This is a genomic window from Leptothrix ochracea L12 (assembly GCF_000262525.1).
In genome coordinates this window covers 1-13085 of record NZ_JH660679.1, presented here as the reverse complement: position 1 = coordinate 13085, position 13085 = coordinate 1, and the positions used below count along the sequence as shown (strand labels likewise).

General features: G+C 46.6%; 16 protein-coding genes. 3 read left to right on the top strand and 13 right to left on the bottom strand.

The window, feature by feature from the left end; genetic code table 11:
* Nucleotides 1-1989, bottom strand: a 1989-nt coding sequence (locus tag LEPOCDRAFT_RS01410; protein WP_083834364.1) for an AAA family ATPase, incomplete at its 3' end; no start/stop codon positions are given.
* On the bottom strand, nt 1986-2252 hold the full coding sequence (clpS, locus tag LEPOCDRAFT_RS01405) for an ATP-dependent Clp protease adapter ClpS (RefSeq protein ID WP_043909726.1): 267 nt from the start codon (nt 2250-2252) through the stop codon (nt 1986-1988). The genes LEPOCDRAFT_RS01410 and clpS, both read right to left, overlap by 4 nt.
* 148 nt (nt 2253-2400) lie before the next feature.
* Between clpS and LEPOCDRAFT_RS03045 the strand changes: the two genes are divergently transcribed.
* Complete coding sequence (locus tag LEPOCDRAFT_RS03045; RefSeq protein ID WP_275934603.1) at nt 2401-2742, top strand: cold-shock protein; 342 nt, start codon at nt 2401-2403, stop codon at nt 2740-2742.
* Between the two features lie 60 nt (nt 2743-2802).
* Here the strand turns inward: LEPOCDRAFT_RS03045 and icd are convergent, their stop codons facing one another.
* The 4 genes from icd to hemN form a co-directional block, all read right to left on the bottom strand.
* Complete coding sequence (icd, locus tag LEPOCDRAFT_RS01395; protein ID WP_009453417.1) at nt 2803-4056, bottom strand: NADP-dependent isocitrate dehydrogenase; 1254 nt, start codon at nt 4054-4056, stop codon at nt 2803-2805.
* Nucleotides 4057-4195: 139 nt separating this feature from the next.
* On the bottom strand, nt 4196-4708 hold the full coding sequence (locus LEPOCDRAFT_RS03075; RefSeq protein WP_172632726.1) for a sulfite exporter TauE/SafE family protein: 513 nt from the start codon (nt 4706-4708) through the stop codon (nt 4196-4198).
* A gap of 7 nt (nt 4709-4715) precedes the next feature.
* Entirely contained in the window at nt 4716-4988 is a 273-nt protein-coding gene (locus LEPOCDRAFT_RS03070; RefSeq protein WP_216579395.1) for an urease accessory protein UreH domain-containing protein, read from the bottom strand.
* A 19-nt stretch (nt 4989-5007) separates the two neighbouring features.
* Nucleotides 5008-6450, bottom strand: coding sequence for an oxygen-independent coproporphyrinogen III oxidase (hemN, locus tag LEPOCDRAFT_RS02675; RefSeq protein ID WP_156793941.1), 1443 nt, complete (start codon nt 6448-6450; stop codon nt 5008-5010).
* A gap of 173 nt (nt 6451-6623) precedes the next feature.
* Here hemN and fnr point away from each other — a divergent pair, with 173 nt between their 5' ends.
* Nucleotides 6624-7367, top strand: coding sequence for a fumarate/nitrate reduction transcriptional regulator Fnr (gene fnr, locus LEPOCDRAFT_RS01390; protein WP_043909725.1), 744 nt, complete (start codon nt 6624-6626; stop codon nt 7365-7367).
* A gap of 73 nt (nt 7368-7440) precedes the next feature.
* On the opposite strand, the gene LEPOCDRAFT_RS02670 is transcribed toward fnr, so the two are convergent.
* The 7 genes from LEPOCDRAFT_RS02670 to ccoS (LEPOCDRAFT_RS02665) form a co-directional block, all read right to left on the bottom strand.
* Entirely contained in the window at nt 7441-7743 is a 303-nt protein-coding gene (locus LEPOCDRAFT_RS02670; protein WP_083834361.1) for a hypothetical protein, read from the bottom strand.
* Nucleotides 7744-7772: 29 nt separating this feature from the next.
* A complete protein-coding gene (ccoG, locus tag LEPOCDRAFT_RS01385) occupies nt 7773-9188 on the bottom strand; it encodes a cytochrome c oxidase accessory protein CcoG (protein ID WP_009453412.1) in 1416 nt (471 codons plus the stop codon).
* A 112-nt stretch (nt 9189-9300) separates the two neighbouring features.
* The gene (gene ccoP / locus LEPOCDRAFT_RS01380) at nt 9301-10236 is read right to left on the bottom strand and encodes a cytochrome-c oxidase, cbb3-type subunit III (protein ID WP_009453411.1); all 936 of its coding nucleotides are present in this window, start codon (nt 10234-10236) and stop codon (nt 9301-9303) included.
* A complete protein-coding gene (locus LEPOCDRAFT_RS03040) occupies nt 10229-10411 on the bottom strand; it encodes a cbb3-type cytochrome oxidase subunit 3 (protein WP_009453410.1) in 183 nt (60 codons plus the stop codon). The genes ccoP and LEPOCDRAFT_RS03040 overlap by 8 nt, the downstream gene beginning before the upstream one ends.
* 15 nt (nt 10412-10426) lie before the next feature.
* Nucleotides 10427-11047: a cytochrome-c oxidase, cbb3-type subunit II gene (gene ccoO, locus LEPOCDRAFT_RS01370; RefSeq protein WP_009453409.1), complete on the bottom strand. Its 621-nt coding sequence runs from the start codon at nt 11045-11047 to the stop codon at nt 10427-10429.
* Between the two features lie 19 nt (nt 11048-11066).
* Nucleotides 11067-12509 carry a cytochrome-c oxidase, cbb3-type subunit I gene (gene ccoN / locus LEPOCDRAFT_RS01365; RefSeq protein ID WP_009453408.1) on the bottom strand — a complete coding sequence of 481 codons (1443 nt, stop codon included), beginning with the start codon at nt 12507-12509 and terminating at the stop codon, nt 11067-11069.
* 56 nt (nt 12510-12565) lie between these two features.
* On the bottom strand, nt 12566-12682 hold the full coding sequence (gene ccoS / locus LEPOCDRAFT_RS02665) for a cbb3-type cytochrome oxidase assembly protein CcoS (protein ID WP_245526370.1): 117 nt from the start codon (nt 12680-12682) through the stop codon (nt 12566-12568).
* Between the two features lie 193 nt (nt 12683-12875).
* Between ccoS (LEPOCDRAFT_RS02665) and ccoS (LEPOCDRAFT_RS02655) the strand changes: the two genes are divergently transcribed.
* Nucleotides 12876-13046 carry a cbb3-type cytochrome oxidase assembly protein CcoS gene (gene ccoS, locus LEPOCDRAFT_RS02655; RefSeq protein WP_009453407.1) on the top strand — a complete coding sequence of 57 codons (171 nt, stop codon included), beginning with the start codon at nt 12876-12878 and terminating at the stop codon, nt 13044-13046.
* The last annotated feature ends 39 nt before the right edge of the window (nt 13047-13085 follow it).

Below are 13085 nucleotides of genomic sequence, written 5' to 3'. Positions count from 1 at the left end.
TGTTAATGAGGATCGACTCATCAATTTGAAGTCGATAGGCTTCAATAGAATTAGTTCTGGTGCGAACATTTTCTTAATATCAATTATCTCATCACTAGATTCACGCTCACCTGTAAAACCAATCATTGGCCTTTGCATGGTTTCTGCTCCAGCATTGGTGGTCATGATGAGAATCACATTTCTGAAATCAGTTTTTCTACCGCTATTATCGGTCAATGTGCCATGATCCATAACTTGGAGAAGAATATTAAACACATCTGGATGTGCTTTTTCTATTTCATCCAATAATAAAACACTGTAAGGTTTTTTATTCACAACTTCGGTCAAAAGCCCGCCCTGATCAAATCCGACGTAACCTGGAGGAGCACCAATGAGACGACTCACTGTGTGTCTTTCCATATACTCAGACATATCAAATCGAATCAATTCAATCCCAAGGATTATCGCCAATTGACGAGCAACTTCTGTCTTTCCAACTCCCGTGGGGCCCGTGAAAAGATACGCACCGATGGGTTTATCCGGCTTTCCAAGCCCCGACCGCGCCATTTTGATAGCACCGGCAATAGCATCGATGGCTTTATCCTGCCCAAAAACAACACTTTTCAGATCTCGATCCAGACTCTTGAGCTTACCGCGATCATCACTAGAAACTGTAGATGGTGGAATTCTGGCAATCTTCGCCACAATTTCCTCCACTTCTGCCCTTGTGATCGTTTTCTTCTGACGACTTTTGGGCAGAACACGCTGAGCAGCTCCAGCTTCATCAATCACATCGATGGCCTTGTCTGGAAGATGCCGATCATTGATGTATTTTGACGACAGTTCTGCCGCAGCCTGAAGAGCACTCAGAGCATACTTCACATGATGATGCTCTTCAAACCGAGCCTTCAGTCCCTTCAATATTTCAACCGTTTGATCAATCGACGGCTCCATCACATCAATTTTCTGGAATCGTCTTGAAAGAGCGGCATCCTTCTCAAAAATACCACGGTATTCGGAAAAAGTTGTGGCACCAATACACTTTACCAAACCAGAACTCAGCGCAGGTTTCAAAAGATTACTTGCATCCAAAGTACCACCAGATGCGGCCCCAGCACCAATCAATGTATGAATTTCATCAATAAATAAAACAGCGTGCGTATGCTCTTTTAACTGCTTGATCACCATCTTAAGTCGCTGTTCGAAATCACCCCTATACTTAGTACCAGCCAATAATGAACCCATATCAAGAGAGAAAACTACCGCATCAACCAAAACATCAGGAACTTGCCCATTGACAATTCTCCAAGCCAACCCTTCGGCAATAGCTGTTTTTCCAACTCCAGCCTCACCCACTAAAAGCGGGTTGTTTTTTCTACGCCGACAAAGAATCTGAATAACACGATCAACTTCAACATCACGACCAATTAATGGATCAATATTTCCATCTCTTGCCGATATATTCAAATTAATTGTATATTGATCAAGAGGCGAATTCTTAGAATCATGATCAAGTGATTTGTCAGAATCTTGACGAACTGAATCATCTTGTACTTTAGACTCAGACGCACCTGATTTCTTAATGCCATGCGCTATATAATTAACAACATCTAAACGAGTAACCCCCTGTTGATGCAAATAATAAACAGCATGGGAATCTTTCTCACCGAAGATTGCAACCAATACATTGGCGCCATTCACCTCTTTCTTGCCACTACCCGTAGATTGAACGTGCATAATCGCGCGCTGAATGACACGCTGAAATCCAAGAGTTGGCTGAGTATCGACCTCTTCTGTTCCAGAGACGACGGGCGTATTATCTGCAATAAATTGAACAACACTTCTACGAAGATCATCAATATTTGCAGAGCAGGCTTTTAAAACATCTGAGGCCGAAGGATTATCAAGCAAAGCCAACAGCAAATGTTCGACAGTAATAAACTCATGCCGCTGCTGCCTTGCTTCGACAAACGCCAGATGAAGGCTAACTTCAAGTTCTTGAGCAATCATTCTGCCTCCATAATGCACTGCAATGGATGTCCAGCATTTTTAGCTGCCATTGATACTTGATCAACCTTGGTTAAGGCGACATCTTTCGAATAGACACCGCAAATACCACGGCCTTCGTGATGAATTTTTAGCATGATTCTTGTTGACTCATCTAAATTCAAATGAAAAAAATGCTGCAATATGAAGATAACAAACTCCATTGGAGTGAAGTCATCGTTGATCAACACGACTTTATAGACAGGTGGCGGATCTGCGGCAAGCATAAGAAATTCAGCTTCTTGTACCGTCTTAACAGACTGACCATTTTTCTGATGGGCCGCAGTCAAATCCACTGCGGAAGCCACAGCCTGCCACCGACTCTCAGCAATCTGTGAGAGTAAATTTTTGATCTGTGAAGATGTCTGTTCTGTCATGCTAGGCATTCTAGAACGATTATCACGTCATTTGCCTATTGGTGTCTTCATCATTGACAGGATATCTCTCTTGTTTAGAGAATCCACATTGAAAACATGGGTAACAGGAGACCGTGAGATGCCACTTGGAAACGTGAAATGGTTCAATGATGTCAAAGGTTTCGGCTTCATTCAACCTGACGATGGCGGCGAAGATGTGTTCGCACATTTCTCCGCAATTCAAATGGATGGATATAAAACCCTCAAGCAAGGGGCAAGGGTTTCTTTTGAAATCACAGAAGGCCCTAAAGGTAGATTAGCTCAGCACATTTCTTACGCGGAAGAATTATCGAATGAATAACTAGTCATCAATAAAAAATCGACCCCTAAGGGTCGATTTTTCAAAAACACATTCAATACATTACATGTTTTCGATCATCACTTGACCAAAACCAGAGCATGAAACTTGCGTTGCGCCATCCATGAGGCGCGCAAAATCATACGTCACTTTCTTCGAAAGAATCGATTTTTCCATCGATGAAATAATCATATCCGCAGCCTCCATCCAGCCCATATGACGCAACATCATTTCGGCAGAAAGAATCTCTGATCCTGGATTAACATAGTCCTTACCCGCATATTTTGGGGCGGTTCCATGTGTCGCTTCAAACATTGCGATCGAATCTGATAAATTAGCCCCTGGAGCAATGCCAATGCCTCCAATCTGTGCTGCCAATGCATCAGAAATATAATCGCCATTAAGATTCAAAGTGGCAATCACAGAATACTCTGCAGGCCGAAGAAGAATCTGCTGTAAAAACGCATCAGCGATAGAATCTTTAATGATGATTGTTTTACCATTCTTAGGATTAACAATCTTCGACCATGGTCCTCCGTCGATAAGTTCTGAGCCAAATTCATTCTTGGCGAGCGCATACGACCAATCTCTGAATCCACCTTCAGTATATTTCATGATATTACCCTTGTGAACAATAGTCACACTGGGCTTATCATTGTCGATAGCATACTGAATAGCTTTACGAACCAATCGCTCAGTACCCTCTTTAGAAACCGGCTTAATGCCAATTCCTGAGGTCAAAGGAAATCTAATCTTCGTTACACCTAACTCTTCAATCAAAAATTTAATTAGTTTTTTTGCTTTGTCTGACTCGGCTTCGTATTCGATGCCAGCATAAATATCTTCAGAATTTTCTCTGAAGATAACCATCTCAGTTTTTTCCGGCTCTTTGACGGGCGATGGTACACCCTTAAAGTAGTGAACTGGGCGCAAGCAAACGTACAAATCGAGTTCTTGACGAAGAGCCACATTCAAGGAACGAATACCGCCGCCGACTGGCGTGGTCAACGGTCCCTTGATCGAGACAACGTAATCTTTCAAAGCATGCAAGGTTTCTTCGGGCAACCAAACATCTGGACCATATATACGAGTTGATTTTTCGCCAGCATATATTTCCATCCAATGGATTTTCCTGCGCCCGCCATAAGATTTTTCAACGGCTGCATCAACTACCTGAATCATCACAGGCGTAATGTCATATCCAGTTCCATCGCCTTCAATATATGGAATGATCGGTTGATCAGGTACGTTTAGCGAATTGTCAGAATTGACAGAAATCTTTTGTCCTTCGTGAGGAACTTTGATGTGCTGGTACATGTAGCCGACTCCGTGTTTCTACATTGAGAACAAGATTGGAGAGCATATTCTACGTGAGCAGTCCTGTCACCTAACTTTCAAAATTCATCCTCAAAGAGGACAAGCGCTCAGATCGCATCCCTCTCTGCTGCGAATTAACTCACCCACACTGAGCACCAGAATCAGCCATGGAAAAAAGCAATCGATACATGGACCAAGCACCGGCAACGGCCACAGCTAACCCAGCTAAGCGATAGGAGAGCGTGCCGTGCGCCCATGAGGATGGGACAACTGCTGCGATCAACGCAGCGCCCTGGGAAGAATCACCCCTCAAAGTGCTATGTGATGAGGATAGTGGTTCCTTCATGAGATGGCCCCATAGCCACCCACCTGACAAGAGAGCAAACGAACTGGCGACACCAAATGAAAGCATCACAATAGCCCCTTCAAGGGGACCATTGACAAGCGATGCGATTAAGAAAGCAGAATGTAGAACACCACATGGTAGTAAAGACCATAGCGATCCCAATCCAAATGATCGTCCTAGATAATAATATCTAGGCTTGTCAAAATTTTCTTGATATTTGGACTTTCTCTGAAAAAAGATTATATTTTTTGTGGCATCAATAAAAATATTAACCGATCTGGAAAATGTCCGAAAATTAACATCCAAATACCCATCATAAATATAAAAACTGAAATAATACCCAAATTGGACGCAACCAATTTGTACCCATAAAATAAGTTATTGAAACTGATGTGAATAAGCCAATCAAGGCTCCGGCAGTTGCGTATGAAAAAAGCCTACCGAGCAAAACAGGTAAATAAGATAATAATCTACCTGCGAGCGATTCACGATCAATTTTACAAGTACTCGCTGACTTCTCACATATAGCTCCACACATTGTCATGCAATGTGGTGAGGCGACCAGGCCAACTATGGCCGCACTCATATACAAGCCATATGCCATATCAAATCACCTTCGAAAAATTGCCCCGGCCTCTATCGACTTGCAAATATTTATCGAAGACCATAGCGACATATCTGACAAAGTACCATCCAAGATCCGTCAATTGGAAGCCGTCATCCTGAACAGTCAAAAGACCATCATGTGACAACCTTTCCAACTCTATCAATTCATTTTTGAAATACGATTTAAATTCAATCAAATGAGCAATCTGAACTGATTCAAAATTTAAACGCCCATGACACATGATGGCCATAATTACTGAACGACGTAGCACGTCATCTCGACTCAAATTAAATCCTCGAATAGTCGGCAGCATATTTCTCGAAATGTAATCATAGTACTCATCGAGAGTTTTGGCATTTTGTGTATAGGTCGCACCAACTTTACTGATTGAAGAAACACCAAGGCCAATCAAATCGCAGTCGGGTTGAGTGCTATAACCTTGAAAATTTCTGTGCAGAAGTCCCTGTCTCTTTGCCACGGCCAGAGGATCATCAGGCAGTGCAAAATGATCCATGCCTATATATCGATAGCCCTTAGAAACAAAGCCACTTAACGCTGTTGAAAGCATGCCAAGCCGATCAGTTCCGCTCGGCAACTCGTCATTATTGATACGTCTTTGCGGTTTAAACCTAGATGGCAAATGAGCGTAGCCATACATAGCAATTCTATCTGGCCTAATAGATGCGACTAATTCAATCGTTCTAGAAAAACTTTCAGGCGTTTGAAGAGGCAATCCATAAATCAAATCAACATTGATGGATGAATAACCAAGACGGCGCGCGATCTTCATCAAATCAGCCACTTGCTCAAATGGCTGAACTCGGTGAACAGCTACTTGAACTTTCTGATCAAAATCTTGAACACCAAAACTAATTCTATTGAAGCCTATCGACTTCAAATTGATGAGTCGATCCTCATTAACAGTTCTTGGATCAATCTCAATTGAATACTCACCATATGGCGCCAAGTCAAAATGCATCTTGAGCATATCAAAAATTCTTGATATCTCTGCATCTGTAAGAAATGTTGGTGTTCCACCACCAAAATGAAGCTGACTAACAACTTCGCGTACACCGAGGTGAGAAGAAATCAGACTCACTTCACTTTCGAGTGCCTTGAGATAAGCATCACTCTTTGAATGATCTTTCGTAACAATTTTATTACAAGCGCAGTAATAACATACCGACTCACAAAATGGAATATGAATATAAAGTGAGAGTGGCAATACAGCCGTACCAGCACTTACACGGCGCTGTTTCAATGCCAACGCATGGAACTCGTCGGTCACGGCCTCCACAAAGCGATCTGCAGTCGGATAGGAGGTATATCGTGGACCCGGAATGTCCATCTTATGCAGCAAATCCTCACCAAAAACGATCGGCTCATCGATCCCGACAGGTAAAACGTCGGCGGGTGTGCCCAAAATGGCATCAGCTTTCATAGGTGCGTTCATCCCGAGACTTTGCCTTGCATACGACAGTCGACTTTGACATAGCTCAAGCTTTGAGCCATCGCGATTATGATTCATGCATCAGCGTTGACTCTCGCACTGCAACAAAGACCCCATCACGCTGGTTGATGCTGGGGCGGACTACGTCGATAATCCATCACATCATGCAAGACACCTCCCTGCCCCCATCTTCTCGAATTGACACGCTCAAAGTTGCCTGCTCTGCGTGCAACCTAAGGGAGCTCTGCTTGCCAGTTGGCATGTCAGAACAAGAGCTAACGACGTTAGACAACTTGGTCAGCAATCGACGTGTTGTGCGACGTGGTGAAGTACTGTTCCATGCGGGTGATCCTTTTACAGCGCTTTATGCTGTTCGAACTGGTTTTTTCAAAACCATTGTCTCGGCGATTGATGGCCGGGAACAGGTCACAGGCTTTCAGATGGCTGGGGAGTTGATTGGGCTCGATGGCATCAGCACCGATAAACATTCCTGTGACGCTGTTGCCCTTGAAGACTCACAAGTCTGCATGATTCCATATTCCCATCTTGAAACTCTTTCACGGGAGTTCACGCTGTTGCAGCATCAATTTCATAAGATCATGAGCAGGGAAATCGTGCGTGATCATGGGGTTATGCTTCTTTTAGGAAGTATGCGTGCCGAAGAACGCTTGGCTGCTTTTTTGCTTAATTTAACCCAACGTCTTCAGGCTCGAGGATTTTCACCATCTGCACTTGTTTTGCGTATGACCAGAGAAGAAATTGGCAGCTATCTAGGGCTTAAGTTAGAAACAGTAAGTCGCACGTTTTCTAAATTTCAGGATGATCAGATCCTCGAAGTGAAGCAGCGCGACATTCGAATTCTTGATCAAGAGGCCTTGCAGCAAGTTGTTAATAGCGCACAGTGCTAGTTTTTGATTTCATATGAAAAAGGGGCTTCGAATGAAGCCCCTTTTTCATGTCTTGCTGCAATTCAAAGAAAAATCACGGCTTAACACCGCCTGTTGCACCGCCGGTTGTTGCGTGATTACGTCCCTCCATCGCAGACCGATAAGAAGGATGGTTCTTCTTTCCTGGATCAACTTGCAGATCCTCAGGTCCTGTCACCAAAACAGGGTCTTGACCACGAATAGCAACGACAGCTGTAGACACCGCAGCAATCACAACAATCAAAGGCCCAGAAATCACCAGCCAAACCATCTTTACCTGCCACCAAGCAAGGGGCTTTTCAACACCCTCTTTGCTGACAGTTCGATCACTGGATTTTTTTGCATTTTGCTGATTCATGGCTATACCTGAAATTAAAAATTTACTTTTTAACGTGGAATCATGAAGGTTGATTTTTCATGCACCACAACTTCCTCACCAACACCTGAGTTATTCACACGATGCACATCAAAATGCACAGCTTTAATACCAGGACCTTCATTTTTGGCGATTTCAAAAGGAAGCTCAACCGTCAACGTCACCCATTCTGCTTCAGTGGCAGCAACCTTGATCAATTCATCCGGAACAATCTTATACCCATGAATGCCGGATGCCGTGACACGATAAACCTGCTTTTCTTCGGTAGCATTCATGATCTGCAGTCGATACACGTTTTCAACTCCACCATCGCCATTCACACGAGCCAAGGTTGTGCGATCTCGAACAATATCCACTTTAAAGGGATCACGCGTCCAAACGGCATACCCCAAAGCAAAGACAATGGCCCCCAAGATGGTCGTGTAAATAATCACCCGGGGCCGGAATATCCGCATGAGTGATTGTTTATCGGTGAGTTTTTGCTCCATTCCATGTTGCGTGGCATAACGAACCAACCCTTGCGGGTAGCCCATTTTGTCCATCACTCCATTACAAACATCGATACATGCAGCGCAGCCAATACACTCATACTGCTGCCCATCACGGATATCGATACCTGTTGGGCAAACCTGAACACAGAGGTTGCAATCAATACAATCACCCAAGCCAGCCGCTTTCGGATCAACTTTTTTGCCACGTGATCCGCGTGGATCACCACGCTCGTTATCATAGGTAATGATCAATGTATCATGATCAAACATGGCTCCTTGGAATCGAGCGTATGGGCAGAGGTATTTGCAAATTTGTTCACGCATGGACCCCGCGAAACCATACGTCGCAGCACCATAGAAGAAGATCCAAAACCATTCCCAAGCACCAAAATCCAAATTCATAGCTTCATTGATCAGGCTATGCATTGGCGTGAAATACGATACAAAAGTAAATCCCGTCCACAACGACAGCAAAATCCATGCTGTTTGCGTACCAGTTTTTCTGAGTAACTTATTTTGGGTCCACGGCGATGCATCGCGTTTCATCCGCGCATTACGATCACCCTCGAATCTATTCTCAATCCACATGAACATTTCTGTATAGACCGTTTGGGGGCATGTATACCCACACCACAAACGCCCGGCCACCGCAGTGAACAGAAAAAGTGCATATGCCGAGATCATCAAAACGGCAGTAAGAAAGATAAAATCTTGTGGGTACAACACAAGATCGAATATATAAAAACGGCGAGATTCAAGATTAAATATCACTGCAGGCCGGTTATTCCACATCAACCAAGGAACACCATAAAAAACAAGCTGCGTGATCCATACCATCAGCCACCGAATTTTGGAAAAATAACCAGAAACCTCCTTAGCATATATTTTTTTATGGGGTGCATATAGCGTTGCTGTTGGGCGTTCTTTGGTATTCATGATGATATATAAGCAATCGTTGATTTAATTCAACTAGAAAAGGAGGGGGTCACCCCCCTCCCTCTGATTGACGAATCAGTCACATACCCTGTTCGTCTCACACTATAAAGTCTTAAGACTTCTTCGCGGCATCAGCTGTAGCTTGCTTGTGCGACAAGCTCCAGATGTAGGCGGCCAAAACGCGGATCTGATCCTTGGAGAATTTGTAGCTCCAAGAAGGCATGGTGTTGGTCTTACCATTATTGATACGCTCAATGATGGCAGCTTCACCAAAGCCATGCAACCAGATCTTGTCGGTCAAGTTAGGTGCACCCATCGCTTGAGTACCCTTGGCGTCGGCGCCGTGACAGCCCGTGCAACCAGCGTTTTCAAACTTGGGCTTACCACGCTGAGCAGCGGCATCGTCATGGGGGCTGCCGGACAAGCTCAGAACGTAGTTAGCCACGTCCTTCACATCTTCCGGTGTACCCACGGCAGCAGCCATCGGAGGCATCACCCCAACACGACCACCGGTGATGGTTTCGATGATGGTTTCGTGTGAACCACCATAGAGCCAGTCATCGTCGGTCAGATTGGGGAAGCCCTTGCTACCCTTGGCATCTGAACCGTGGCACACGGTGCAGTTGTTCAAGAAGATGCGTTGGCCGATACCCATGGCTTGCTGGTCCTTGGCCATGTCTTCAGCAGACATGGAAGCGAAACGAGCATAGATCTTGGCTTCTTCAACCTTGGCCTTTTCTTGCTCAGCTTCCAATTGGCCCTTGCTGGTCCAACCCAGCAAACCCTTGTAGGTGCCAAGGCCAGGATAGAGCGTCCAGTACAAAATCCCGAAAACGATCGTGATGATGTACAGACCGACCCACCAACGTGGCAGCGGATTGTTGAACTCGCGCAATGTTTCGTCCCAAACATGGCCTGTGGTGCCATCTTCGGACGTATGCGGTTTCATTTTGAAGTTCAGGTACAGGACGCCGGCGCAGTAGATGATTGCCCATACAGCAATCGCTACTTCATACATTTCCCATCCTGTGGAGATGAAATCACTCATTAGAGCCTCCAACTTTCTTGCTTTGACCCACGCTCAAATCCTCATCGTCGAAGGGAAGCTTTCCAGCATCCTCCAAATCATGCCGATTCGAGCGCGAGTACGCCCACATGACAATGCCAACGAATGCCATGAAGGTTGCCACTGTGAATATGCTTCGAGCCGTATTGATATCCATCGAAGCACTCCTTGATTACTTCCGAGCCGTACCCAGAATTTGCAGGTACGCAATGACAGCTTCCATTTCGGTATGGCCCTTGACTTCGTCGCCAGCTTTGGCGATTTCGTCATCGGTATAGGGCACACCGACCTTACGGAGCGCAGTCATCTTCGGTGCCAGATCTGCCGGGTCAAGCACAGCCTTTTCCAACCAAGGATAGGCAGGCATCACCGACTCAGGCACCACGTTACGCGGATTCATCAGGTGGATGTAATGCCAGTCGTCGCTATAACGACCGCCGACACGATGCAAGTCCGGACCGGTACGCTTCGAACCCCATTGGAATGGATGGTCGTAAACGAACTCACCTGCCAGCGACGGCGGACCGTAACGCAGCACTTCAGCGCGGAAAGGACGAATCATCTGCGAGTGGCAGTTGAAGCAACCTTCGCGGATGTACACGTCACGACCAGCCAGTTGCAACGCTGTATAGGGCTTGACACCCTCAATCGGCGTTGTCGTCGAGTGTTGGAAGAACAGCGGAACAATTTCCACCAAACCGCCAAACGAGATCGTGAACAGGGTCAGGATGATCAGCAAGAAATTGCTGGTTTCAATCCGCTCGTACCCCTTGGGAGAACTGTGATCAGCCATTTTTATTTGCTCCTTCGGTTCAGGCGTGAGCTGCGACCGGCGAAATACGCACAGGCTCAGCCTTACCGTTACGGATGGTCATCACGGTATTCCAGCCCATGATGCACATACCAAAGACATACATCAGACCGCCCACCAAACGCAGAGCGTGGAACGGAACCGTTGCCTTCACACCTTCGACGAAGCTGTAAACCAGCGTGCCGTCAGGATTGATAGCGCGCCACATCAGACCTTGCATCACACCCGAAATCCACAGGGCGGCGATGTAAATCACCACACCAATGGTCGCGATCCAGAAGTGCAATTCAATCGCACGAACGCTGTACATCTCGGTACGGCCAAACATGCGCGGAATCAGGTAATACAGCGAGCCAATCGAGATCATGCCCACCCAGCCCAAAGCGCCAGAGTGCACGTGACCCACGGTCCAGTCGGTGAAATGCGACAAAGCGTTCACGGTCTTGATGGCCATCATCGGGCCTTCAAAAGTGGACATACCGTAGAACGACATGGCCACAATCATGAACTTCAGGATGGGATCGTCGCGCAGCTTGTGCCAAGCACCCGACAACGTCATGATCCCGTTGATCATGCCGCCCCAAGAGGGAGCCAACAGAATCAGCGACAGAACCATACCCAGCGATTGGGTCCAGTCAGGCAGAGCCGTATAGTGCAGGTGGTGCGAACCAGCCCACATGTACGTGAAAATCAGAGCCCAGTAGTGCACGATCGACAGGCGATACGAGTACACCGGACGCTGAGCTTGCTTGGGGATGTAGTAATACACCATGCCCAAGAAAGCAGCAGTCAGGAAGAAGCCCACAGCATTGTGGCCGTACCACCATTGCACCATGGCGTCTTGCACACCGGCATACACCGAGTAGCTCTTCGTCAGGCTGACAGGAATGGCAGCACTGTTGAAGGTGTGGAGCAATGCCACAGCCAAGATGAACGCTGCAAAGAACCAGTTCGCCACATAGATGTGACGCACTTTGCGTGTACCGATGGTGCCAAAGAACACCACGGCATAGCAGATCCAAACGACTTCGATCAGCAAGTCGATCGGCCATTCCAGCTCAGCGTATTCCTTACCTTGGGTGATCCCCAGCGGCAAGGTGATGACAGCCAAAACCAGCGCCAGATTCCACCCGATGAAGGTGAACATGGCCAGCTTGGGCATGAACAAACGTGTGTGGCAGGTCCGTTGAACCACGTGGTAGCTCGTTGCGAACAACGCACAACCACCAAAGGCAAAAATCACCGCGTTGGTATGTAAGGGTCGAATCCGACCGAATGACAACCATGGGATACCGAGCGTGAGCTCGGGCCAGACGAGCATCGAAGCCGCAAAAGCTCCAACCGTCATCCCAATGATGCCCCAGAACACAGCAGCCACGGCAAAAAGCCGGACTGTCGTGTCGCTATAAACCGACTCTGTGGTCGGCAGTGTGTTACTCGCCATCAATCTACTCCTCGGAAGGTTCTCCATCCTTGTGCGGCCGAATTTTCTTCAGCCCCTTATAAGCGAGGTTGATTCCCATCAACTCCGCCGTCATTACTCCACAAAATTCGCTCACCTTCGCGCTCGAGATCATCGAACTGGCCGCTTTTGACGGCCCACGCGAAAACACCCATGACTGCCATGTTGGGGTGGTTGTCACCCTTTTTGGCCGGTGTTGGTATGGCGCTCAGCTCTTTGGGTGTGGTGCTGAATGCCCTCCGATTAGCGCGGCGGTCTGTTTTTGACGCTGATGCGTCTCTTCCGTCATTTCAACAAGATGTCGATGTTGGTGGCCTATCCCGGCCTCAATCGGTGTGAGAGGTTCTGATGGATATTTTGTTTTTACTCATTCCACTCTCAGTTTTGCTCGTCTTGGCAGTCATGGGTGTTTTCGCGTGGGCCGTCAAAAGCGGCCAGTTCGATGATCTCGAGCGCGAAGGTGAGCGAATTTTGTGGAGTAATGACGGCGGAGTTGATGGGAATCAACCTCGCTTATAAGGGGCTGAAGAAAATTCGGCCGCACAAGGATGGAGAACC

Excerpts from the sequence above, each read along its gene's own strand:
- ccoP (WP_009453411.1), bottom strand. The coding sequence starts at position 10,236 with ATGAGTGATTTCATCTCCACAGGATGGGAAATGTATGAAGTAGCGATT.
- ccoG (WP_009453412.1), bottom strand. The coding sequence starts at position 9,188 with ATGAATACCAAAGAACGCCCAACAGCAACGCTATATGCACCCCATAAA.
- clpS (WP_043909726.1), bottom strand. The coding sequence starts at position 2,252 with ATGCTTGCCGCAGATCCGCCACCTGTCTATAAAGTCGTGTTGATCAAC.
- ccoS (WP_009453407.1), top strand. The coding sequence starts at position 12,876 with ATGGATATTTTGTTTTTACTCATTCCACTCTCAGTTTTGCTCGTCTTG.
- LEPOCDRAFT_RS03040 (WP_009453410.1), bottom strand. The coding sequence starts at position 10,411 with ATGGATATCAATACGGCTCGAAGCATATTCACAGTGGCAACCTTCATG.
- LEPOCDRAFT_RS03045 (WP_275934603.1), top strand. The coding sequence starts at position 2,401 with ATGCTAGGCATTCTAGAACGATTATCACGTCATTTGCCTATTGGTGTC.
- LEPOCDRAFT_RS02670 (WP_083834361.1), bottom strand. The coding sequence starts at position 7,743 with ATGAATCAGCAAAATGCAAAAAAATCCAGTGATCGAACTGTCAGCAAA.
- LEPOCDRAFT_RS03070 (WP_216579395.1), bottom strand. The coding sequence starts at position 4,988 with ATGAGTGCGGCCATAGTTGGCCTGGTCGCCTCACCACATTGCATGACA.
- ccoN (WP_009453408.1), bottom strand. The coding sequence starts at position 12,509 with ATGGCGAGTAACACACTGCCGACCACAGAGTCGGTTTATAGCGACACG.
- fnr (WP_043909725.1), top strand. The coding sequence starts at position 6,624 with ATGCAAGACACCTCCCTGCCCCCATCTTCTCGAATTGACACGCTCAAA.
- ccoO (WP_009453409.1), bottom strand. The coding sequence starts at position 11,047 with ATGGCTGATCACAGTTCTCCCAAGGGGTACGAGCGGATTGAAACCAGC.
- icd (WP_009453417.1), bottom strand. The coding sequence starts at position 4,056 with ATGTACCAGCACATCAAAGTTCCTCACGAAGGACAAAAGATTTCTGTC.
- hemN (WP_156793941.1), bottom strand. The coding sequence starts at position 6,450 with ATGAAAGCTGATGCCATTTTGGGCACACCCGCCGACGTTTTACCTGTC.
- ccoS (WP_245526370.1), bottom strand. The coding sequence starts at position 12,682 with ATGGGTGTTTTCGCGTGGGCCGTCAAAAGCGGCCAGTTCGATGATCTC.